Source organism: uncultured Litoreibacter sp., from assembly GCF_947487515.1.
GTDB lineage: Bacteria > Pseudomonadota > Alphaproteobacteria > Rhodobacterales > Rhodobacteraceae > Litoreibacter.
Genome location: NZ_CANKWO010000002.1, coordinates 228,260 through 249,765 on the forward strand (window position 1 = coordinate 228,260; position 21,506 = coordinate 249,765).

General features: G+C 58.1%; 25 protein-coding genes. 11 read left to right on the plus strand and 14 right to left on the minus strand.

The features are described 5' to 3' along the window. Positions 1–38: 38 nt before the first annotated feature. Positions 39–488, minus strand: coding sequence for a GNAT family N-acetyltransferase (locus Q0746_RS06675; RefSeq protein WP_298258521.1), 450 nt, complete (start codon positions 486–488; stop codon positions 39–41). A gap of 93 nt (positions 489–581) precedes the next feature. Between Q0746_RS06675 and ispH the strand changes: the two genes are divergently transcribed. Genes ispH through Q0746_RS06700 form a run of 5 tightly spaced genes read left to right on the plus strand, consistent with a single transcriptional unit; the run spans position 582 to position 3,534 of the window. Next, on the plus strand, positions 582–1,532 hold the full coding sequence (gene ispH, locus Q0746_RS06680; protein WP_298258523.1) for a 4-hydroxy-3-methylbut-2-enyl diphosphate reductase: 951 nt from the start codon (positions 582–584) through the stop codon (positions 1,530–1,532). A gap of 10 nt (positions 1,533–1,542) precedes the next feature. Continuing rightward, positions 1,543–1,857 carry a DUF1272 domain-containing protein gene (locus tag Q0746_RS06685; RefSeq protein ID WP_298258525.1) on the plus strand — a complete coding sequence of 105 codons (315 nt, stop codon included), beginning with the start codon at positions 1,543–1,545 and terminating at the stop codon, positions 1,855–1,857. 27 nt (positions 1,858–1,884) lie between these two features. After that, the gene (locus Q0746_RS06690; RefSeq protein WP_298258527.1) at positions 1,885–2,475 is read left to right on the plus strand and encodes a class I SAM-dependent methyltransferase; all 591 of its coding nucleotides are present in this window, start codon (positions 1,885–1,887) and stop codon (positions 2,473–2,475) included. After that, positions 2,468–2,917 carry a ribonuclease HI gene (rnhA, locus tag Q0746_RS06695; protein ID WP_298258529.1) on the plus strand — a complete coding sequence of 150 codons (450 nt, stop codon included), beginning with the start codon at positions 2,468–2,470 and terminating at the stop codon, positions 2,915–2,917. The genes Q0746_RS06690 and rnhA overlap by 8 nt, the downstream gene beginning before the upstream one ends. Beyond that, positions 2,914–3,534: a trimeric intracellular cation channel family protein gene (locus Q0746_RS06700; RefSeq protein WP_298258531.1), complete on the plus strand. Its 621-nt coding sequence runs from the start codon at positions 2,914–2,916 to the stop codon at positions 3,532–3,534. Before rnhA ends, Q0746_RS06700 begins: the two co-directional genes overlap by 4 nt. On the opposite strand, the gene fmt is transcribed toward Q0746_RS06700, so the two are convergent. The 4 genes from fmt to def (Q0746_RS06720) are packed head-to-tail and all read right to left on the minus strand — an operon-like array spanning position 3,531 to position 5,900. Further along, complete coding sequence (gene fmt / locus Q0746_RS06705; RefSeq protein WP_298258533.1) at positions 3,531–4,439, minus strand: methionyl-tRNA formyltransferase; 909 nt, start codon at positions 4,437–4,439, stop codon at positions 3,531–3,533. The two genes, Q0746_RS06700 and fmt, sit on opposite strands and share 4 nt — an antisense overlap. Next, positions 4,436–4,930 (minus strand): peptide deformylase, encoded by a 495-nt coding sequence (gene def, locus Q0746_RS06710; RefSeq protein WP_298258535.1) that lies wholly within the window; start codon positions 4,928–4,930, stop codon positions 4,436–4,438. The genes fmt and def (Q0746_RS06710) overlap by 4 nt, the downstream gene beginning before the upstream one ends. Next, positions 4,927–5,382, minus strand: a complete 456-nt coding sequence (gene def / locus Q0746_RS06715) for a peptide deformylase (RefSeq protein ID WP_298258537.1) — start codon at positions 5,380–5,382, stop codon at positions 4,927–4,929. Before def (Q0746_RS06715) ends, def (Q0746_RS06710) begins: the two co-directional genes overlap by 4 nt. Next, a complete protein-coding gene (gene def, locus Q0746_RS06720; RefSeq protein ID WP_298258539.1) occupies positions 5,382–5,900 on the minus strand; it encodes a peptide deformylase in 519 nt (172 codons plus the stop codon). Before def (Q0746_RS06720) ends, def (Q0746_RS06715) begins: the two co-directional genes overlap by 1 nt. A gap of 117 nt (positions 5,901–6,017) precedes the next feature. Here def (Q0746_RS06720) and Q0746_RS06725 point away from each other — a divergent pair, with 117 nt between their 5' ends. Then, the gene (locus tag Q0746_RS06725; RefSeq protein ID WP_298258541.1) at positions 6,018–6,659 is read left to right on the plus strand and encodes a hypothetical protein; all 642 of its coding nucleotides are present in this window, start codon (positions 6,018–6,020) and stop codon (positions 6,657–6,659) included. A 101-nt stretch (positions 6,660–6,760) separates the two neighbouring features. Next, positions 6,761–7,930, plus strand: coding sequence for a MalY/PatB family protein (locus Q0746_RS06730; protein ID WP_298258542.1), 1,170 nt, complete (start codon positions 6,761–6,763; stop codon positions 7,928–7,930). 9 nt (positions 7,931–7,939) lie between these two features. Here the strand turns inward: Q0746_RS06730 and Q0746_RS06735 are convergent, their stop codons facing one another. Together Q0746_RS06735 and Q0746_RS06740 are read right to left on the minus strand one after the other, a co-directional pair. Continuing rightward, positions 7,940–10,447, minus strand: a complete 2,508-nt coding sequence (locus Q0746_RS06735) for an FtsX-like permease family protein (RefSeq protein WP_298258544.1) — start codon at positions 10,445–10,447, stop codon at positions 7,940–7,942. After that, positions 10,444–11,139 (minus strand): ABC transporter ATP-binding protein, encoded by a 696-nt coding sequence (locus Q0746_RS06740; RefSeq protein WP_298258546.1) that lies wholly within the window; start codon positions 11,137–11,139, stop codon positions 10,444–10,446. Before Q0746_RS06740 ends, Q0746_RS06735 begins: the two co-directional genes overlap by 4 nt. 52 nt (positions 11,140–11,191) lie before the next feature. On the opposite strand from Q0746_RS06740, the gene Q0746_RS06745 reads away from it, so the two are divergent. Continuing rightward, a complete protein-coding gene (locus Q0746_RS06745) occupies positions 11,192–11,821 on the plus strand; it encodes an arylesterase (protein WP_298258548.1) in 630 nt (209 codons plus the stop codon). Between the two features lie 99 nt (positions 11,822–11,920). Beyond that, a complete protein-coding gene (locus tag Q0746_RS06750; protein ID WP_298258550.1) occupies positions 11,921–12,877 on the plus strand; it encodes an L-malyl-CoA/beta-methylmalyl-CoA lyase in 957 nt (318 codons plus the stop codon). 43 nt (positions 12,878–12,920) lie between these two features. Here the strand turns inward: Q0746_RS06750 and Q0746_RS16695 are convergent, their stop codons facing one another. Beyond that, positions 12,921–13,316 carry a GyrI-like domain-containing protein gene (locus Q0746_RS16695; protein ID WP_363322743.1) on the minus strand — a complete coding sequence of 132 codons (396 nt, stop codon included), beginning with the start codon at positions 13,314–13,316 and terminating at the stop codon, positions 12,921–12,923. Next, positions 13,294–13,767 carry an AraC family transcriptional regulator gene (locus tag Q0746_RS16700; protein WP_363322744.1) on the minus strand — a complete coding sequence of 158 codons (474 nt, stop codon included), beginning with the start codon at positions 13,765–13,767 and terminating at the stop codon, positions 13,294–13,296. The genes Q0746_RS16695 and Q0746_RS16700 overlap by 23 nt, the downstream gene beginning before the upstream one ends. Positions 13,768–13,884: 117 nt before the next feature. On the opposite strand from Q0746_RS16700, the gene Q0746_RS06760 reads away from it, so the two are divergent. Further along, on the plus strand, positions 13,885–14,847 hold the full coding sequence (locus Q0746_RS06760; protein WP_298258552.1) for an acetyl-CoA carboxylase carboxyltransferase subunit alpha: 963 nt from the start codon (positions 13,885–13,887) through the stop codon (positions 14,845–14,847). A 10-nt stretch (positions 14,848–14,857) separates the two neighbouring features. Here the strand turns inward: Q0746_RS06760 and Q0746_RS06765 are convergent, their stop codons facing one another. From Q0746_RS06765 to Q0746_RS06780, 4 genes are read right to left on the minus strand one after another with little or no spacing between them, the layout of a single operon-like run. Continuing rightward, positions 14,858–15,460: a pyridoxamine 5'-phosphate oxidase family protein gene (locus Q0746_RS06765; protein WP_298258554.1), complete on the minus strand. Its 603-nt coding sequence runs from the start codon at positions 15,458–15,460 to the stop codon at positions 14,858–14,860. Further along, a complete protein-coding gene (locus Q0746_RS06770) occupies positions 15,461–16,198 on the minus strand; it encodes a lysophospholipid acyltransferase family protein (RefSeq protein ID WP_298258556.1) in 738 nt (245 codons plus the stop codon). 2 nt (positions 16,199–16,200) lie between these two features. Next, positions 16,201–17,106, minus strand: coding sequence for an FtsX-like permease family protein (locus tag Q0746_RS06775; RefSeq protein ID WP_298259694.1), 906 nt, complete (start codon positions 17,104–17,106; stop codon positions 16,201–16,203). Between the two features lie 14 nt (positions 17,107–17,120). Further along, positions 17,121–17,798, minus strand: a complete 678-nt coding sequence (locus Q0746_RS06780) for an ATP-binding cassette domain-containing protein (protein ID WP_298258558.1) — start codon at positions 17,796–17,798, stop codon at positions 17,121–17,123. A 159-nt stretch (positions 17,799–17,957) separates the two neighbouring features. On the opposite strand from Q0746_RS06780, the gene Q0746_RS06785 reads away from it, so the two are divergent. Continuing rightward, complete coding sequence (locus Q0746_RS06785) at positions 17,958–18,878, plus strand: zinc-ribbon domain-containing protein (RefSeq protein ID WP_298258560.1); 921 nt, start codon at positions 17,958–17,960, stop codon at positions 18,876–18,878. Between the two features lie 2 nt (positions 18,879–18,880). Here the strand turns inward: Q0746_RS06785 and Q0746_RS06790 are convergent, their stop codons facing one another. Beyond that, on the minus strand, positions 18,881–21,475 hold the full coding sequence (locus Q0746_RS06790; RefSeq protein ID WP_298258562.1) for a TIGR02302 family protein: 2,595 nt from the start codon (positions 21,473–21,475) through the stop codon (positions 18,881–18,883). Between the last annotated feature and the right edge of the window lie 31 nt (positions 21,476–21,506).

Sequence of the window (21,506 nt, forward strand, 5' to 3'; positions counted from 1 at the left end):
ATGTCAAACGCCGGAGCAACACTCCGGCGTTTTTCATTTCAACCGTCTACATCCAGATCATACGTCACCCAGCCCGTCCGCAAGGCGACTTGATCATACAGCCCTCGTGCGCGGTAGTTGTTGTCGGCTGTAATCCACCGAACCACCCCCCAACCGCGTTTGCGACCCTCTGCCTTAACCGCTGCGATCAACGCATCACCGGCTTTCAGCCCACGTGCGTTTGGGCTGACAAATAGATCGTCCAAAAAGCCGCCCACACCTGCCGCCAATGGTCGCGCGAACTGGCGGAAATGCGCAAAGCCAACCAATACGCCATCTGCAACGGCTACAAATCCGTTGACCTCATGGGCTGGCTCCATCATCCAGCCCCAAACCACCGCCCGCATGTCAGAAGTCTGCTCTACGTCGTAGAACGTGGCATAGGCGCTATAGAGCTGCTCCCATTCCGCACGGTCGCTTTCTTCAATCGCTCTAATCACAATCGTCATGGTTCACCTTAATCTTTCAACTGGAGACAGATTGCACACTGGACCCCAGCCCGCCCAGCCCCTAAATCTGACAAGAAGCAGGAGTGCCACCAGATGAGCAAAACACCACTGACCCTCTACCTTGCAGCCCCGCGCGGCTTTTGCGCCGGAGTGGATCGCGCGATCAAGATTGTGGAAATGGCGTTGGAAAAATGGGGCGCTCCCGTCTATGTGCGCCACGAAATCGTGCACAACAAATATGTGGTCGACAGGCTGCGGGACAAAGGGGCAGTCTTCGTTGAAGAGTTGGAGGAATGCCCAGACGACAGGCCGGTTATTTTCTCGGCTCACGGCGTCCCCAAATCCGTCCCCGCCGCAGCCGCCCAACGCGAAATGGTCTATGTCGACGCCACTTGCCCGCTGGTCTCCAAAGTGCATATCGAAGCCGAACGTCATCACGCAAACGGCCTGCAGATGGTGATGATCGGCCATGACGGCCACCCAGAGACAGTCGGAACCATGGGGCAGTTGCCAAAGGGCGAGGTCATATTGGTCGAAACCGCAGCGGATGTCGCCACCATCACCCCGCGTGACCCAAGCAAGCTGGCCTTCATCACTCAAACCACCTTATCCGTGGACGATACCGCCGATGTGGTCGCCGCCCTCAACGCGCGTTTCCCCGCGATCATCGGGCCGCATAAGGAAGACATCTGCTACGCCACAACCAACCGCCAAGAGGCGGTGAAGGCCATGGCCAGCAAAACCAAGGCAATGCTGGTCATTGGCGCGCCAAACTCGTCCAACTCCAAACGGCTGGTCGAGGTTGGGGCAAAGGCCGGTTGCAGCTATGCACAATTGGTGCAGCGCGCCACCGACATTGACTGGCGCGCTTTGGACGGGATTGACAGCATCGGCATCACAGCTGGGGCTTCTGCGCCTGAAATCTTGATCAATGAGGTGATTGACGCCTTCAAATCCCGCTACGACGTCACCGAAGAAATCGTGGAGACCGCGGTAGAGAACGTGGAATTCAAGGTGCCCCGCGTGCTGCGCGTACCCGCCTGAGGAGGTTTCGATGCTAGCACTACGACCGAATTGCGAACTATGCGACAAAGATTTGCCCCCCGCAGCCGAGGACGCGCGCATCTGCAGTTACGAATGCACCTATTGTGCGCATTGCGTGGAGTCAGTGCTTCACAACGTTTGCCCGACTTGCGGCGGCGGCTTCTCCCCGCGTCCGATCCGGCCACAAACTGCGTTCCGGCCAGACTTGAAGCTGGGCTTGGGACATCAGCCCGCAGACCAAACGCGACGCCACACAAAGTTCACCAAGGAAGACATCGAGGCGCATGTCGCGCGGATCCGAGACATCCCACCCAACAAACGTTGACCCGTAGAACATTTCGTAAGGAACGACATGAGCGACAAAGAAACTCTTGCAGCCTATGCCGCCAAGGCCGAATCCTATGCAAGCCTTGTCTCGCGCAAGACACCTGACGGTGACCTGCAAGCCTTCCTCGACGCTATGCCTGAAGGGGGACGCGTCCTCGATCTGGGCTGCGGCCCTGGCAATTCTGCACGGATGATGCGGGATGCGGGGCTGGAGGTAGACGCCTCCGATGCGTCTCCTGAAATGGTAGCCATCGCCAAAGAACGCTACGCAATAGATGCACGATTAGAGCGGTTTGACGATTTGACCGCGCAAAACCTATACGATGGTATTTGGGCCAATTTCTCCTTACTGCATGCTCCGCGTGCTGACATGCCTCGTCATCTTTCGGCAATTCATACGGCGCTGAAAACCGGCGGCTTGCTGCACCTTGGCCTCAAGACAGGCGACATCGAAGAGCGTGACGAAGCAGGTCGCTTCTATGTCTATTATTCGGAGGATGAGCTTCGACGCCTGCTCCAAGAAGCAAACTTCAAATTCAATTCCATTCGTCACGGCGAAATGGTTGGCCTCGTGCGTGGGCCGGAACCCTTTATGATTGTGACCGCCAATGCCTGATTTATTTGCCTACACAGATGGTGCCTGTTCCGGAAACCCCGGCCCGGGCGGCTGGGGAGCAATCTTGATCGCCCGCGAAGACGGCGCCGTCGTGAAAGAGCGAGAGCTGAAAGGTGGCGAGGCCGACACCACCAACAACCGCATGGAAATGCTGGCCGCGATCAATGTGCTTGAAACGCTCAGCCGCTCCTCCAAGTTGACGGTTGTGACCGATAGTTCTTACGTCAAGGACGGGATCACCAAGTGGATTCACGGCTGGAAGGCCAAGGGCTGGAAAAAGAAGGGCGGCGAGATCAAGAACATCGACCTTTGGAAGCGCTTGGACGCCGCTCAAGCGCGTCATCACGTCACTTGGGAATGGGTCAAGGGGCACGCAGGACACCCCGAGAATGAACGTGCGGATGAGCTTGCCCGTGCAGGCATGGCCCCCTTCAAAAAATGAACGCGCTTGCCTTTCTCGACTACGCTTCGGTGTTTGTGTTCGCGCTCACCGGTGCGCTGGTGGCCAGTCGGGCGCAGCTGGATATCGTGGGGTTTGTGTTCATTGCCTGCCTGACGGCCGTGGGCGGGGGGACGGTGCGCGACGTGATACTGGACCGTCCGGTGTTTTGGGTCGATAGCCCTAGCTTTATTGTCGTCGCATCCATTGCGGCCTTTATCGTTTTCTTTACGGCTCATCTGTTGGAATCCCGACATCGCGCAATCCCGTGGATCGATGCATTTGCCTTAGCTGTCGCCGTCCCCGCCGGAGTTGCCGCGGCTGTGGCAGTAGGGGCCGTTTGGCCTGTCATCGTGATTATGGGCGTGGCGACGGGTTGCTTTGGCGGATTAATGCGCGATGTGGTGTGCAATGAAGTGCCGCTGGTTCTGAAACAAGGGGAGCTCTACGTGACTTGCGCCTTTGCCGGAGCAGGTGCCGCAGGGGTGCTTTTACACCTCGGGCAGCCGTTGCCGATAGCCTTGGCTGGCTGCGCCTTTGTCACCTTGGCGTTGCGTATCGGGTCTATTGCCTTCGGGTGGCGTTTGCCGGTCTACAAAAGCCGCCCTCCAAGGGCCTAGGTGAACCGCGCAGGAGGCGTCCAACCTTGCGTCACGATGGCGGCCTCCGCAGCCTTTTTGCCCGCACGTTGCAAGGTCAGGATAGAGACCGCCCCGTCGCCCGTGCCAACAATAAGGCGACCGTTTGAAAGCTTTACCTCGCCCGCGGAAAGGGCGTCATCAACCACTTCGGCACGTAGACATTTCACGCGCTCACCATTCGCTTCGCTCCACGCCCCCGGGAAGGGTGACAACCCGTTGATCAAGCGCGCAACATCGCAAGCCCCTTGAGCCCAGTCAATTCGCGCCTCTGCTTTGTCAATTTTTGATGCATAGGTCACGCCCTCATCTGCTTGGGCCTGCGCCGTCAATGACGGCAGCGATGCAAGGGCCTCCACGATTAGCTTTGCGCCCATAGTGCTAAGGCGGTCATGCAATCCGCCGGTGGTCTCGGTGGCTTCGATGGTCAGGGTCTGTCGCAACAAAACAGGGCCAGTATCAAGACCGGCCTCCATCTGCATTATGCAAACACCCGTCTCGGTATCACCTGCCATAATCGCGCGGTGGATCGGCGCCGCCCCGCGCCAACGCGGCAGCAGCGACGCGTGAATGTTCAAACACCCATGCTGCGGGGCATCCAAAATCACCTGCGGTAAAATTAGCCCATAGGCCACAACCACGGCAATGTCCGCGTTAAGGCTTGCGAAATCGTCCTGCTCGGCTGCGCCTTTCAAGGATACGGGATGCCGCACCGGAATCCCCAAGGCCTCTGCGCGCGCTTGTACCGGTGAGGGGCGGTCCTTCTTGCCACGTCCCGCAGGACGCGGAGGTTGCGAGTAAACAGCCACGACATCGTGCCCCGCCTCAACACAGGCCTCCAGCACCGGAACCGAAAAATCCGGCGTTCCCATGAAAACAATTCTCAACGCACCAGTTTCCTTGCTTTTTTCACCAACATTTCCCGCTTTGTGCGGCTTAGGTGGTCGAAATACATCTTGCCCTTAAGATGATCGATCTGATGCTGTACCGACGTGGCCCAAATCCCTACGAAATCACGTTCTTCAAGGGCACCAGCTTCATTCAAGAACCGCACCGTTACTGCGCGCGGGCGCTCAACAACTGCCGACACGCCTGGCAAATTCGGGGACGCTTCTTCATGCTCACGCAGCTGCACACTGGCATGCAGCACCTCTGGGTTGGCCATGCACACTGCCTGCCCGCGTTCATCCGAGGCATCCACGACCGCCAGCCGTTGCATCACACCGATCTGCACAGCGGCAAGCCCGACACCGGGCATAGCGTCCATGGTCTCCACCATATCCGCCCAAATTTGGCGCACCTCATCGGTGATTTCGGTCACATCCTCTGCCACCGTGCGCAGCCGTTTGTCCGGCCAAGGCACATATGCACGCTTCATGGTTTTTCCTCATGGTCCAAGATCAAAACCCCATCCAGATGATCTATTTCGTGTTGAATGCAGGCAGCATCGAACCCGTCAAATGCGCCGCGCCTTTGCTCGGCGGTCTCATCCACCCACATCACTTCTATGCGCGCAGGTCGGGTCACCCAAACAGGGTGATCCGCAATCGACAGGCACCCTTCCTCTCGGCGCGACATTTCATCAGAGCGTGACAAAATCTCGGGGTTCATCATTACCAACGGGCTGCGTTCGCCGTCTTTCCAGCTGCAATCCATCACAAACAATCGCAGCAGTTGCCCCACTTGCGGCGCCGCCAATCCCCGCCCAGAGGCGTGATACATCGTGTCCAACATATCTGCAGCCAACCCCGCGGTCTGCGCCACATCCAACACCGGTTTGCACAATTGACGGAGCGCCGGATCGGGATGGTGCACAATTGGCAAAATCATCAGCTACGCGCCAATTCGCGCTTAAGCTTCACCATTTTTCGGGTAATCATCTGGCGCTTTAGCGGGCGCAGGTAGTCGATGAACAATTTGCCCTCAAGGTGATCTATCTCGTGCTGGACGCAGGTGGCCCACAGCCCATCGAAGGTTTCTTCTTGTGCTGCCCCCTCACGGTCCATCCACCGCACGGTGACCTCTTTGGGGCGGGTAACATCGGCATATTGGTCGGGAATGGACAAGCACCCCTCTTCATATGTGTTCTCTTCGTCCGAGGAGGCAATCACCTCGGGGTTGAACATCACCAGCGGGCGCGGGGTGTCCCCGTCGTTCTTTTCGCAATCCAACACGATCAACCGGTCCATGACCCCGATTTGCGGCGCCGCAAGGCCAATACCTGGTGCGTCATACATGGTCTCTAGCATGTCGTCCGCCAAAGATCGCAAGGCGTCGGACAGGTCGACAACAGGAGCACAGAGCTTTTTCAAGCGCGGGTCGGGATGGATCAAAATCGAGCGTTTCATGCCGCCCAGATAACCCGTCTATGCCTATGAAACAAGGGCATCCGACCACCACCTTGACGCATGCCCCTAGGCCATTTATTTTACCCGTCGGGGGCTTACACACATGGGATGACGACCGTGCGCAGAGCCAAAGAACTTACCATTTCACGCTGGATAAACGCCGCTATCGGTGTCGCAGGCCTATCTATCGCATTTGGCGGGCGTAGCATCGCGCAGCAGTTCGACATTGCCCCCTATCCACTTTGGGGCATTGGCGCGGCTGTTTTCCTAACCGCTTTGCTGTTTCAAAGCTTTCTGTTTCAACCACCCAGCCCCGTCACCACTGCCAAGCAACTGGCGGATCGGCAGCATCAAAGGCTCTACCATGTGACGCTCGCGGCATTGGGGACTTGGGTGTATGTGTTGGGGGCCACTTTGGTGTGGATACAACCCTATTCGTTGTTTTTGGCCTTCGGAGGAAGCCTGATGGTACTAGGCGGCTTGGCGGGCGTCAGGGGCGGCCTTCCTCTACTTCGGGCCGCGCGCTTTTCGCAAAACGACCCCAGTCTTACCAACTTGCACGCGACAGCTAGCCAAAGCATCTCCTACCGCAACGCCTATCTCTTTGGCCTTCAGGCGGCCGTCGTATTGGCGCTCTTGGCTTCGTGGAACGTCATAGAGCTTCACGCCAGCACCCTTGGGTTCGCCATTACAGCCACTATGGTTTTGGCGCAGGTCACGACCTTGGCATGGCGCGAATGGGCCAACGGCGCGGGTTAAATCTGCAAATTCACCAGCAAGCCCGCTTGGGCCGAATTCTCCCTTGCAGCCTGTCGGGAAACCCGCAACCTTGCGGGCATAGATCAACGGAGAGCAGATCAATGAGTTTCGACACCCCTATCGACCGCCGAGGCACCCATTGCGTGAAATGGGACGCTATGGAAACCCTTTATGGAGTCTCGCCCGAAGACGGTATTGCGATGTGGGTGGCCGATATGGAATTCCAGCCCCCTCAATGTGTCCAAGACGCGATCAAGAAGATGCATGACCACGGCGTCTACGGCTACTTTGGGGGCGAGGCGCCCTACCGCGCGGCAATCCAGTGGTGGATGGAAAACCGTCACGGCTGGACATTGAACCCTGATCACATCTTCACAACCCATGGGTTGGTAAATGGCACTGCTATGTGCGTGGATGCCTTCACTTCTGCGGGCGATGGCGTGGTCCTGTTTACACCCGTCTACCACGCCTTCTCAAAGATCATCAAAGCCGCTGGCCGCACCGTGGTGGAATGCGAGCTGGTCAATAATGATGGCCGCTACGAGATGGATTTTGATGCATATGACGCCCAAATGACGGGCAAGGAAACGATGCTTGTCTTTTGCTCGCCGCACAATCCCAGCGGGCGCGTCTGGAGCACGGCAGAGCTGCAAGCCGTCGCGGCCTTCGCCAAGCGTCACGATCTCATTCTAGTGTCTGATGAAATTCACCACGATCTTGTGTTTCCGGATGCCAAGCACACGCCGATGGCAAATATCGCAGGCATTGAGGACCGGCTGGTGATGATGACCGCCACGACCAAAACCTTCAACATCGCGGGGTCTCACTCGGGCAATGTCATCATTGCAAATGACGATCTTCGCGCCCGTTTCGCGTCCCGCATGGCCGCCTTAGGTCTCAGCCCGAACAGCTTTGGCTTGTTCATGGCAACCGCGGCATATTCCCCCGAAGGCGCCGCGTGGGTGGATGAGCTTGTGGCCTATCTTGATACCAACCGTAAGATCTTTGACGATGGTATCAACGCCATCCCAGGCCTGAAATCCATGCCAATGGAGTCCACCTATTTGGCTTGGGTCGACTTCTCGGGCACGGGAATGACGCGCGAGGAATTTACCAGCCGCACGCAAGATGCAGCCAAAATCGTCGCCAACCACGGCCCAACCTTTGGCAAGGGGGGGGATGATTTTCTGCGCTTCAACTTTGCGGCACCGCGCGCGGTAATCGAAGACGCCGTGGCGCGAATGCAGGCCGCTTTCTCCGACCTGCAATAACTACTCGAACTACTCGCGGGCGCGTAACACCCGCGCTGGCCGCGTTACCAATGGGCGCCATGCAAACATGAGCCCTGTCAGCAACGTGGCCAGAATGCCCCCGGCAATGATTGTCACGGCTGAACCGATAGCGACATGGAACTCGGTCTCCATCACGAAGACCATAACACCCCATCCCGCCGCGATGCCTGCCAGCAAAGCAATGCCACCCGCCGTCATCCCCAACAAAACCGAACGCAGGGCAAAATTCGCCAAAACCGCCGAACGCGATGCGCCCAAGGTCTTGAGGACTGCCCCCTCGTAGACGCGGGCCTTTTCACCTGCCGCAGCCGTGCCGATCAGCACTATGCCACCGGTGATCAATGTGGCCAAAGCTCCGTATGTGATTGCCGCCGCGATACCTTCAAGAACCTCACTGACGCGGTTGATTGCGTCCCGAACACGGATTGCCGTGATATTTGGGTAGGCCTTCGCCATGTCGCGCAAAATCGCGGCCTCATCCGCCTCTTCGGCATAGATTGTGGCAATATGCGTATGCGGCGCACCGCGCAGAGCGGTCGCATTCATCGTCAAGACGAACCCGATCCCCCCCGTAGAGAAATCGACCTCGCGAAAGCTGGTAATCGCAGCCGTGATATCGCGACCCAAGACATTGACTGTCAGCTCATCCCCCAATTTCAGGCCCAGCTCTTCTGCTTCTTCGGCCGCAAAACTAATCTGCGGGATACCTTCGTATCCCTCGCCCCACCACTTGCCTTCTGTAATCTTGGTTCCGGCCGGCAAGCCGTCGGCATAGGTAACCCCACGGTCGCCCCGGACGACCCAATGATCCCCTGCCACATCCAGTGCCCGCTGGCCGTTGATCTGCGTTATCACCCCCCGCAACATAGGCGCGGTTTCGATCTTTGACACGCTTGGACGTGCCTCCAATGACGCCATGAGCGGATCCAGTTGATCCGGCTGCACGTCCACAATGAAATAGCTGGGCGCGACATCGGGCAGGTCACCGGAGATCGCGTTTCGCAGGTTCCATTCGATTTGCCCGACTGCCGCCAGAACCGAAAGTCCAAGCCCCAAGGAGACCACAACCGCTTGCGCCTCTCGTCCGGGGCCACCAACAGCACCAAGCGCGAAGCGCAACGTCCTAAGGCCACGCAAACGCCGCGCGCACCAACGCGCAAGTTGCTGGATACCCGAGGCCGCCAGCACCAGTACCACGAAGGCCGCCAAAATTCCGCCCGCAGCCCAAAGGGTCAACATCACCAACCCAGACAGCCACGCAGCCGCACCAATCAACGCGGTCAGGATAAGCCCGCAGGCCACTATCCAGATTGGCCGAGGCCAACCGTGCACACCACTTTTGGCCTCCCGAAACAACGCCGCCGCGCGGATATGTTCCGACTGCCCCAACGGCCATAGGGTGAATAGCGCCGCAGCCAAACCGCCGTAAAGTGCGGCTTCTGCCAAGGGGCGCATGCGCACCGCAAGGTCAACCGGCACGGGCAAGCTGGCCTCGATCAGCGGACCAAACACCAAAGGGAGCACCCCACCCAAAAACAAGCCCATCAATATGCCCAGAGCCGCTAAGGCCCCCACTTGCAACAGATAGACGCGAAACACCAAACTCCCTGTGGCACCAAGGCTGCGCAGAGTTGCGATTACTTCGGTTTTTCCCGCCAGATAGGCCCGCACCGCCGCTGAGACACCAACGCCGCCAACCGCCAACCCTGTCAGCCCGACCAAAACCAAGAATGCTGACAAGCGCTCTACAAATCTAGAAATGCCCGGCGCCCCGTTGCGGCGGTCGCGCCAACGAAAGCCCGTTCCATCCAGCCGTTTTTCAGCCTCTAGCTTGGTTGCCTCCAAGTTCAAGTCTTCTGGCGTGCGAATGCGGTACTCTGTCTCGAACAATGCGCCGGGGCTTAACAAACCCGATCCTTGCAAAGCCGAAGTCGCAACCAGCGTAGGAGGCCCCAAGGTAAACCCGCCCCCTGACGTGTCCGGCATTCTGTCGAGCGTTGCCATAACCACAAATTCGGCGGCCCCAAGCTTGGCAACATCCCCAACTTCCAGCCCCAAACGCGCCAAAAGCACCGGATCAATCGCAGCCCCAGGCAATCCATTTTGCCCCGCAAGCACCTCGGACAGTGGCATGTCTGGCGTCAAATGCACCTTTCCGTACAGGGGATAGGCATCATCGGCACCCTTCACTTGTGTCAAAGCGCGATCTTCTCCGGCCACAAGCATGGAGCGAAAATCAACCAGTTCCGACACCTCGCCAAGACCTTCAAAGAAGGCGCGTTCTTCTGGTTCGGCAAACCGGTAAGTGAGTTGAACTTCGACGTCCCCGCCAAGGATCACCGCCCCTTGCTCGGTCAGCCCAGCTTCGATGGCCCCTCGAACGGTGCCGATTGCGGCAATCGCCGCGACCCCCAAAGCTAAACACGCCAGAAAGACCCAAAAGCCGCGCAGGCCTCCGCGCAACTCACGACGCGCAATCCGCCACGCAAGGCTCATTGGGCAGCCATCGACAGGCTGTCGCTCACCACTACGCCATCGCGCAGCTGCACCACGCGGTCACATCGCGCCGCCAATTCGGCGGAATGGGTCACAAGGATCAATGTGGCCCCAAAGCGGTCGCGCAAATCAAACAGCAAATCCATCACCAATTCACCCGTGGCGGCATCCAAATTTCCCGTTGGTTCGTCCGCCAACAAAATCTTCGGTCGGGCCACCACCGCACGCGCCAAAGCCACGCGTTGTTGTTCTCCGCCAGACATCTGGGACGGGTAGTGATCGCCACGCGCCCCAAGCCCCACGGCCTCCAACTCGACCGAAGCGCGCTCGAACGCATCTGCCTCACCGGCCAGCTCCAGCGGCAAAGCGACGTTTTCCAAGGCGGTCATTGTCGGAATAAGGTGGAAGGATTGGAACACCACCCCCATATTGTCCCTACGAAAGCGTGCCAACCCATCTTCACCCATCGGCGTGAGGTCTTGGTTCAGCGCACAGACAAGACCGGATGAGGCGCGCTCCAGCCCGCCCATCACCATCAGGAGAGATGACTTGCCCGACCCAGAAGCGCCCGTTAGCCCAAGTGTTTCCCCTTGGCCCACATCAAACGAAATGCCCTTAAGTATCTCGACCACCCCCGCGTTACCGTCCAACGACAGGGTCAGGTCTTTTAAACGCATTACAGGCTCGGTCATGGCGTGGTCCTTGGGCATGGTGCAATCTATTCTAGATAGTACTCTGAGGAGCATGCGCAACCTTGCATTGATGTTAGTTGTTGCCTCCCCTGCGGCGGCGGAACCGGTGACCATCGCAGCCCTAGGTGATAGCCTGACCCAAGGGTATGGGTTGGCCCCCGAAGAAGGCTTCGTCCCGCAGCTTCAAAACTGGCTCACCGCTCAAGGAGCAGAGGTCGTTTTGCTCAATGCTGGCGTTTCCGGCGACACCACTGCGGGCGGCTTGTCGCGCATCGACTGGACGCTCACCCCGGATGTGGACGGGGTGATTGTCGCGCTCGGCGGCAATGATGTGCTGCGCGGCTTGCCACCCGAGCAGGCCAAGGCAAACCTTGACGGCATTTTGGGCAAAATTGGCGAGCGCGACCTGCCTGCTTTGCTGGTAGGTATTGATGCGCCTTCCAATTTCGGCACCGAGTATGAGGCAGCTTTCGAGGCCATATACCCTGAGCTTGCAGTCACACATGACGCATTACTCTTTCCCAATATTCTGGAGGGCCTAATGCGTCTTGAGGATCGTGCGTCAGTGATGCGGGATCACATGCAACGCGATGGCATTCACCCCGATGGCTCTGGCGTGCAGTTCATTGTCGAGGCCATAGGTCCGAAAGTTCTAGAACTGATAGAGCACAGCCAACCATGACCCCTATATCGCCGCAGCGCAGCACTTGCGAATGCTTGCGCAATAACATATCACAAACTGCGAACCAAACGTAACTTCATTACTTGAGAGTAACCGCACATGAGTTTCCGACTGCAACCCGCCTCTCCTGCCCGTCCAAACCGCTGCCAACTTTTCGGCCCAGGCTCACGCACTGCGTTGTTTGAAAAAATGGCCGCCTCCGCCGCTGACGTCATCAACCTTGATCTCGAAGATTCCGTGGCCCCAACGGATAAGGACGTGGCCCGTGCAAATGTCATTCAGGCCACTCATGACGTGGATTGGGGCACCAAGTATCTGTCCGTTCGCATCAACGGGTTGGACACCCCTTACTGGTACCGAGATGTCGTTGATTTACTTGAGCAATCTTCCGAACGCCTTGACCAGATCATGATCCCGAAGGTCGGATGTGCCGCAGATATCTACGCTGTAGACGCTTTGGTCACTGCGATTGAGGCCGCAAAGGGACGTCAGAAAAAGATCAGTTTCGAAGTCATCATCGAAAGCGCCGCGGGCATTGCTCACGCCGAGGAAATCGCCGCGTCCTCTCCAAGGTTGCAGGCCATGTCGTTGGGCGCTGCCGATTTCGCGGCCTCTATGGGGATGCAAACCACCGGCATCGGAGGCACCCAAGACAATTACTACATGCTGCAGGGCGGCAACCAGCACTGGTCTGACCCATGGCATTGGGCGCAAGCCAAGATCGTGGCCGCCGCGCGGACCCACGGCGTGCTGCCAGTTGACGGCCCGTTCGGGGACTTCTCGGATGATGAGGGCTTCCGCGCTCAAGCCCGCCGCTCTGCGGTACTGGGCATGGTGGGGAAATGGGCGATCCACCCCAAACAAATTGCATTGTCCAATGAGGTGTTCACCCCCTCCGAAGAACAAGTCAACGAAGCCCGCGAGATCCTCGCTGCGATGGAAACGGCCAAGGCCAATGGCGAAGGCGCCACGGTGTATAAAGGCCGGTTGGTAGACATTGCCTCCATCAAACAAGCTGAGGTCATCGTGACTCAATTCGAGATGATCAACAGCTAAAAGAGACGGGCCGCTGTCTTCCGGACGAGCGGCCCGCTGCGGTCTACTTCAAGGGCAGACAAACCTCGGTTAGCAGGTCTTCGGCTGCGGTATCAGATGGGTCATTCAGATAGATTTCCATCGCAGGGGCGTCCCGAGGCTCTTCCCCACTTTGCGGAAGCCACTCGCCATAAAGATAGTCATATCCGGCCTTCAATCCCGAATATGAACCTTTGAACGTCATCACCGCAACTTTGCCTGGCGTGATTGTCAAATCTTCCATGTCCTCGGGCATCACAAAATCATCACCGACCAAAATACCCGCGTGGCTGCGCAATTTTGCTTCAGCAACCGCATTCGGGTCATCGTAGTATACCCCCGCCATGCCTCGTGCAGCTGGCCAAAGCCCGCGGGATGAAAACATCGCGGACAATGCCTCAAACTTCTTGCCTATTTCCATATATGCGCCGGTATGGCCAAGTGCTGCCAAGTGCGGCCAAGCGTCCAGCTGGTCGTGTTTTTATATCTACAGGATACATTGTGTAACTTCCTTTTTCGTTTTCCAAACGAGGCGGGATCACCGCCACGCGCGATCGAAACGCAGCTGGAGTTAAGCCATGCCCTTCGCGAAACACCCGTGAGAAGCTCGACACATTGTCATACCCCACACGCTTGGCGATCTGATTCACTGTCCAGTCCTTTTGAACCAACCAGCAGGCCGCTCGGTACATACGCACCCTGCGCACGGCCGCAGCACAGGTCTCTCCGGTCATCCCGTGAAAGACGCGATGCCAGTGAAATCTGCTCATCGCAGCCACATCTGCCAACACATCCAATGACAGGTCCTCAGCAGGATTGTCGTAGATGTAATCCATGACGCGCAGCAGGCGGGCCTCGTAGGGGTTCTTCATTCTTAACTCCGTTCCGTCACGCTGGAAGGTCTACCTTAGGGCAAATTCACAAATCTTGCTGAGTTGCATCTGCCGCAAAGCATGGTCATATAGCCACCAAGCAACTTGGAGTCCCAAATGACCAACTACCTTGAGTTCGAAAAGCCCCTTGCTGAAATTGAAGGCAAAGCCGAAGAGCTACGCGCCATGGCCCGCGAAAACGAGGAAATGGACATTGAAAAGGAAGCCGAAGCGCTGGATCAAAAGGCCGCAGACCTATTGCAAGACATGTACAAGGACCTAACCCCTTGGCGCAAATGTCTGGTTGCCCGTCATCCCGACCGCCCGCATTGCAAAGACTACATTGAGGCCCTGTTCGACGAATACACGCCGCTGGCCGGTGACCGGAACTTCGCAGATGACCACGCGGTCATGGGGGGCTTGGCCCGCCTTGGAGATCGCTCGGTGGTCGTGATCGGTCAGGAAAAAGGCCACGACACCAAATCCCGCATCGAGCGAAATTTCGGCATGGCCCGCCCAGAAGGATACCGCAAGGCGATCCGCCTTATGGACCTCGCGCACCGCTTTGGCTTGCCGGTGATAACCCTTGTGGACACTCCAGGCGCCTACCCGGGCAAAGGCGCGGAGGAGCGTGGACAATCGGAAGCCATCGCGCGCTCGACCCAGAAATGCTTGGAGATCGGGGTGCCATTGGTCTCTGTTATTATCGGTGAAGGCGGGTCCGGCGGGGCGGTGGCCTTTGCCACTGCTAACCGTGTCGCCATGCTGGAGCATTCAATCTACTCGGTCATCACTCCCGAAGGTTGTGCCGCAATCTTGTGGAAAAACGCCGAGAAAATGCGCGAAGCCGCCGAAGCCCTGCGCCTGACCGCTCAGGATCTGAACCAACTGGGTGTTTGTGACCGCATCATCCCAGAGCCGGTTGGCGGGGCGCAACGGGACGCCAAGGCCGCGATCGAGGAAGTGGGGAAAGCACTCGGTGAAATGATCGACGAGCTGTCTAAAATGGACAGCGCCGCGCTGATCAAAGACCGCCGGAGCAAATACCTAGGGCTGGGTTCAAAAGGACTGGCCGCTTAGGCCAATCTGCCTACCACATTGTATCCTTGGCACGCGCGCCCCATGCCGCGTCATAGGTCTTGCCATCAAATCCGGCTTTGAGCTCCGCAAGCATGTCGCCAACGGACGGCAGCTCAACGTCTGCCGGCCTTCCTCGCCACAAGTTCGCGCGCATCAAGGCGCGGGCGCATTGGGAATACACCTCATTGATTTTGATCACGATGACGGATCGCGGCAGGCGCCCCTTATCGCTGAATCGAGAACGGAACTGTTCGTCAAATGTAACCTTCGCGTCGCCGTTGACGCGAACGACATTATTTGACCCTGCCACCATAAACATCAAGGCAATGCGCGGATCACGAACGATGTTGCGCAGGCTGTCGATACGGTTGTTCCCGCGCCAGTCCGGCATCGCCAGAGTGAACTCATCCAACTCCTGCACAACAGGGCCATCGTCACCACGCGGCGAGCCATCGACGCCTTCCGGCCCCACGGTCGAAATCACGCAGAACTGGGATGCCTCGATCCACTTGCGGTAAGCAGGCGTCAAACGGTCCGCAACCTTCACCAAAGATGCCTCCGCAGGGGCGCCGTAAACTGCGTCTAGCTGGGCAACATCAGTGACAAATTCCATCTATGTATCCTTGGGGGTAAATCCGGCCTCTACCAGCAAACGATCAGATGCAGCTTCGACCTCGGCCTCAAGCTGTGCGATGAAGGCCTCTTTGGTCAAACCGGCAGCAATCGGATCCAGAAACTCCACGACGGCCACACCTGGTTTTCGGTAGATCCCACGGCGCGGCCAGAAGACGCCTGCGTTGGTGGCGACCGGATGGCAGGTTTGCCCCAACTGCTCATAGAGGACCGCCGAGCCGATTTTATAGGGCTTCTTCACACCTGGCGCCAAACGTGTGCCTTGCGAATAGATCACCAATTGGCCGGGCATTTTGTCGCCCTTTTCAACATCCGCCAACATCTTGGAGATTGCCGCACCACGCTTGCCTCGGTTAACCGGAATGCACCCGATACGGTAAGCGTATTGCCCCAGAATTGGCGCATACAGCAAGATCGCCTTCATAATGAATTTGCCCCGCGGGATCGCGTTGTAGATCATCAATATATCAAGAAACGACTGGTGTTTCGCGGCGACGAGAACTTCATCCACGGGCGGCGTCCCACGCACTTCGCAGCGCAAATTGATCATCCAGCCCGCAGTCCAGATCACGTAGCGACAATAGGCGTGGCACGCGGCCACAGCACCGTTGGCGCTGAACATTGCCCAAGGCAAATACACAATCGCCAAAACCGGCATTGCGGCATACATCGACACATTAAACACCAATGAGCGCACCCATTGCACAGCGTATTTCATGGTCACTTTACCTCGCTCAAAACCCGCAACGCGGCGCTTCGCGTTGCCCAGAAGGCCACCAAAGCCGCCAGCAACGGAATGGTCAACGGCCAAAGCCAATGCCAGCCTTGAAATCCAAGGCCCGTTAGAAAGGCTCCCTCGTCCGCCGCGTCAGGCAACAATGCAATCGCGATAGTGGCCAACACCGTCCCAACCGCCGCGCCCAAAGTCGCGCGAATCGTAAACCTGCGTACAAATGCACGGGCGATATAGACATCTCGCGCCCCCACCAGCCGCGTCACACGGATCACCTGCGCGTTCGCCGCAAGCGCTGCGCGGGCCGCCAACGTGATCATGGCCCCCGTTGAAAATGCGATCAGAGCAATCGCGATCCACCCCAAACCACGCAGCCGGTTTGCCGCGCTGACAAGTGGACGCCGCCAGCGTGTGTGGTCATCCAAAAAGGCACCCGGTGCCTCGCCAGCCAAACGCAAACGCAATCCGGCGGCATCATAGCCTTTCTCATCCTCGACAACCTCAATCAGGCGCGGAATCGGCAGGTCCTCCAAAGGTAAGTCGGGACCGAACCATGGCTCAAGCAGCAACATTTGCTCTTCTTCGGACATGATCCGTGACCGGATAACGCCCGGGGTGGTGCGCAACACCTCTTGCGCGGCCAATGTCTGCGCTTCGATCTCTTCGATCGGAGCAGATATCCGAACGGTCGAGGTTTGTGCCAACTCGCTGGCCCATCGTTCGGCCAACCGCCCTGTGGCCAAGGACAATGCCAAGGCAAAAACCGCCAGAAACGCCATCGCAGCTGCGGTGAACGTAGTAAGCGTAGCGGTAAATCCAGTGGGGGGAACCACACGATCGGCAGCGCGATCCCCACCTGCAAGTTCACCAAGGGAGGCAAGGGCGTCCTTCACTGCGGTCACGATGCTCACAAATCCGCCCCCGCCAGTTGTAACCGCTTGTCTTTTATACGCAAAACGCGGGCAGAGACTTGCGCCTTGGTGGAGCGGATCAGGTTCAAATCATGCGTTGCAACCAACACCGATTTGCCCATTTTGTTCAGCTCGATCAGCAAAGACATCAGCCGCTGAGACATCTCCCAATCGACATTTCCCGTGGGTTCATCCGCCAAAATCACATCCGGCCCCATGATGACCGCACGCGCTAAGGCCGCACGCTGCCGCTCCCCTCCGGAGAGTTCCGGCGGCAATTGGTTTTGCTGCTTGGTCAAGCCCACCCAATTGATCAAATCCGCAAGGTTTTGACGCTCGCCAGCCACGTCGCGCCCCGAGACAGTCAATGGTAACGCGATGTTTTCGGCAACAGACAGGTGATCGAGGAATTGGCACTCTTGGTGAACCACCCCAATGCGGCGGCGGTTTAGGGCGATCTGGTCACGGCCAAGGGTCGCGACGTCTTGATCGAACACCTGCACCAACCCTTTGGACGCGGCCAATTCCATGTAACACAGCTTCAAAAAGGTCGACTTCCCTGCCCCAGACGGCCCCGTCAAAAAGTGAAACGAGCCAGCCTGCAGCCGTAGCGATATATCCGTCAGCAGATCACCACCACCATAGCTGTAGGCTACATTTTCCAATTCAATCACAAGGGAAGCTCCAAATTCGATTGCGCAACAATTACGCCATAGCTGGCAACAGTTGCAATCAATTGGAAACAACAATGCTTGGAATACGCCTGACCACAGGCTAAGACTTGGTTAGATTTGTGCTGGGCCAAGGCTTTAGCGCAGGAAAACGGAGATATCATGCGGCTGGTTTGCCCAAATTGCGATGCAGAATATGAAGTTGACGATAGCCTCGTGCCGGCCGAAGGTCGGGACGTGCAGTGCTCCAATTGCACCACAACTTGGTTTCAAGCCGCAGCAAACGCCCCACAGGACCCTGTCGAAGCAGAACAAACGACAGAGCCCGAGCCTGACCCCAAGCCAGAGTCAGAGCAGGAGCCAGAGCCGGAACCGCAGTCCGAACCAGCCCCACAGGCACCTGCAGACGCCCCTGAAGCTGAAGCCGAAGAACCGGAAACCGAACCGGAGTTGCCCGCCGCAGCCATTGCTGCCCTATCTGCGCGCAAGCCCACGGTAAGTGCCGAAGCACTCGACGTGATTCACGAAGAAGTCGCTCTTGAAACTGCCGCCCGCAAAGCCGAGATGGGCGGTGTCGAGACACAACCCGATTTGGGGTTGGATGATACAGAATCCGAGGCACGCGCGTCTGCCGCGCGGGATCGCATGGCACGACGCCGCGGCTTGGAACCGGATACGACCACGATTGAAGACGAAGACGTCGCCTTGGAGCCTGCGCCGCAACGTGATGATTTTCAAAACAAGAAAGAGTTGCTGCCCGACATTGAAGAGATCAACTCTACCTTGTCGCCCGAAGCCGCTGAGGCAGAAGCAGAAGCCGCGCGCCGCGCGGAGCAGGGCAACGAGACGCTCCCCACACGTGGCAGCAGCGGATTTCGCCTTGGTTTTGGCCTGATGTTGCTTCTGGCCGTGGGGCTGATGCTGCTCTACGTCTACGCACCACAGCTTGCGCAACGCGTGCCCGCGCTAACCGGAGCGTTAGAAAGCTATGTGTCAGGCGTCGACAGTTTGCGCATTTGGCTGGATACCGCCACGCAAGGGCTTGTCGACAAAATGGGCGATTCAGCAAACGCCGAGCCTTAAGGCTAAAACTGGTCCAGCAGACGTTTCAGGTAATTGCGCTCAATTTCTGGGCGGGCTTGCTCGCCGGATCTGCGACGAATTTCATCTAGCAATTCGCGGGATCTTCGTTGACGGCTTTCCTCCTGCATCATCTGCTCATCGGAGCCAATCACCCCGTTCGACCCTTGCTCACGACCCAGCGGGTCACGATTTTGTCGCGACGCCTGATTGCGGTTTTGCCCTTGTTGCGGGTCCCCGTTTTGACGGTCCTGCGCCATCGCTTCACTAAGGCTTCGCATTCCTTCGCGCAAAGCTTCCATTGCGTCGGATTGCGCGCCAAGCGCTTCGGCTGTTTCTTCATTGCGCAGGGCATCTTCTGCGCGCTCCATGGCCTCGCCTGCGCGACCAAGTGCCTCGCGGGCGGCATCGCCCTCAGCAGAGCCTTGCCCCGGTAGGTTGCGCTTCTGACGCTCCAACTCGTCCCGCAGGGCTTGTTGGCGATCAGCAAGTGACCTTTCCTCGCCGGTTCCGCCTTGCTGTTGACCTTGGGGTTGTTGACGACCCTGCCCTTGCTGGCCGTCTTGCTCGCCCTGCGCGCCACCTTGACCCTCGTGGCTCTCCCCGCGCCCTTGGCCGCCATTGCGCCCCTCGTTGCCTTCGTTCTCACCGGCTTGCGCATTCGGATTGAACTGCTCTTGCAGGTCGCGAAACGCTTCGTCACTTAGGCCTTGCTGATCACGCAACGACTCTTGCAAACCTTCCATGGCTTGTTGCCCTGGGCTTTGCTGGCTTTCAGAGCCCTGCCCTTCGGCCACCTGCATGTTCTTCATCATTTCCATCAACTGATCCAGCAGGGCCTGTGCTTCGGCCATTTGGCCCTCTTCCATCAACCGCTGAATTTCATCCAGCATTTGTTGAAGCTGATCTTCGGTGATTGTTTGTGTCTTGCCTTGCGCTTGCTGCTGCTCGCCGCCCTCTTGGCCCTCTTGCGCCAGTTGCTCCATATACTGCTGCATGGCGTCGTTGAGCTCTTGCATCAGCTCAGCGATCTCTTCGCTGGTGGCGCCTTCCTTCATCGCATCCGACAGCCGATCTTGCGCACGCTGTAGGCGCTCAAGCGCGTTGGATAGCCGCCCGTCCTCCAGCAAAATCGCGGCCCGCCAAAGCATGTCTGCGATTTCTTCCTGCTTCTCATCAGAGATGCCAAACTCTGTGGCCAGTTCCAGCCGCGTGATCGCCATTCTGACCGTCAGATAGGCGACTTCGCTGGAAAAGAAACCTTCGGGGTCATAGGTCACCGTGCGCAAAACCTGACTTATGCGCGGCGCATTCTCGCGGGACCAAAGCAGATCGCGACGTTGCTCGACCAGAGCCTTGGCAATGGGCTGAAAGAACCGCCGAGTAGGTAACTCTGCCGACATCGGGGCTGGTTGGCTTTGTTGCTCGGACACATCCGTGACCGAAAGATCGATCACAACGGGCAATCCGGCCCATGGGTGCTCTGACAAGTTTTCGATCAGCGTCTCCGAAAACGCTGCCCGCCCGCCAGAGATGGGCATTGGCAAATCCAGCACGACATCCTCGCGAGGCTCGGGGGCCACAACCAACCCATAGCGCCGATCCACAGCCGCCAAATCCAGCGACAACGTCGCCGTTCCTCCCATTACCCCGTAGTCATCCGAGGCGGAGAACGGCAATTCCATTTCGCCGTTCAACTTGCGCGAAACTTCGCCCTCTACGTGAACCGTCGGAGGGGCATCGGCCAGCGCCGTCACCTGCCACTCTGCGACATCATCGCCGCCGATCTGGATTGTCCCGTCATTATTTATGACACGGTTGAACGCCGTTTCAGGCTGCTCTCCTTCGGGGTGCGCTTCGCCCGAAACCGTTTCTGTGAACGTCAAACTTCCGACTTGGCCGTAAAGTCGCACCGTTAGGTCGCTGCCTTTTGGAACAGTCAGTTCTGTCACTTTGACATCGTTCAAATACAAGCTCGGCTTACCGGTGTAGGCCGGTGGCTCGATCCAGATTTCCCATGCAGGGCCTGCGGCGACGGCTTGGCCCATTACGCCAGTTGTCAGATCGTCCAGTGAGCCGCTTCGCCAAAGACTGCCGAACCCCGCCGTCATGACAAACAAAAGCAACGCCACATAGCGAAGGGCGTATGGGTCGTGCTTTGACACCTGCAAATTCGGAGAAACGGCGGCAGCCTCATCAAGGCGGGCCTGCATGCGCGCCTTATGGGCCTGCCAGATCGCTAAGGACGAAGCATCCCCAGCCCCCAGCGCCTGCGTGTCCATTGCGGCGGTTACAGGTCGCCCCACCATTGTTTGGTCAATACGTGTCAGCGCGTCCTGCCAACGCGGCCGCTGAAACCGACGCCACGCAAACAGCATCGCCCAGCCCAACCCGATGAAAAATGCAGCAGCCACCCCCCAAAGAACCGCAGGGGAGGAACCGGCCCCCGCCGCCAGCAACGCCACCGAAATGCCCGCGAATAAAACCGCCCAAAGCGGCCAGAAAGCATGTGTGATCCGCTCTGCCCAAAGCCCCGCCAGCGTCAGCCGCGCAGGCCAGATCAAAGCGGAAAGGTTCAGGTCAGTGTCAGGCTTGGTCATCCAGTCATCCCAAAGGGTTAACGCACCATAG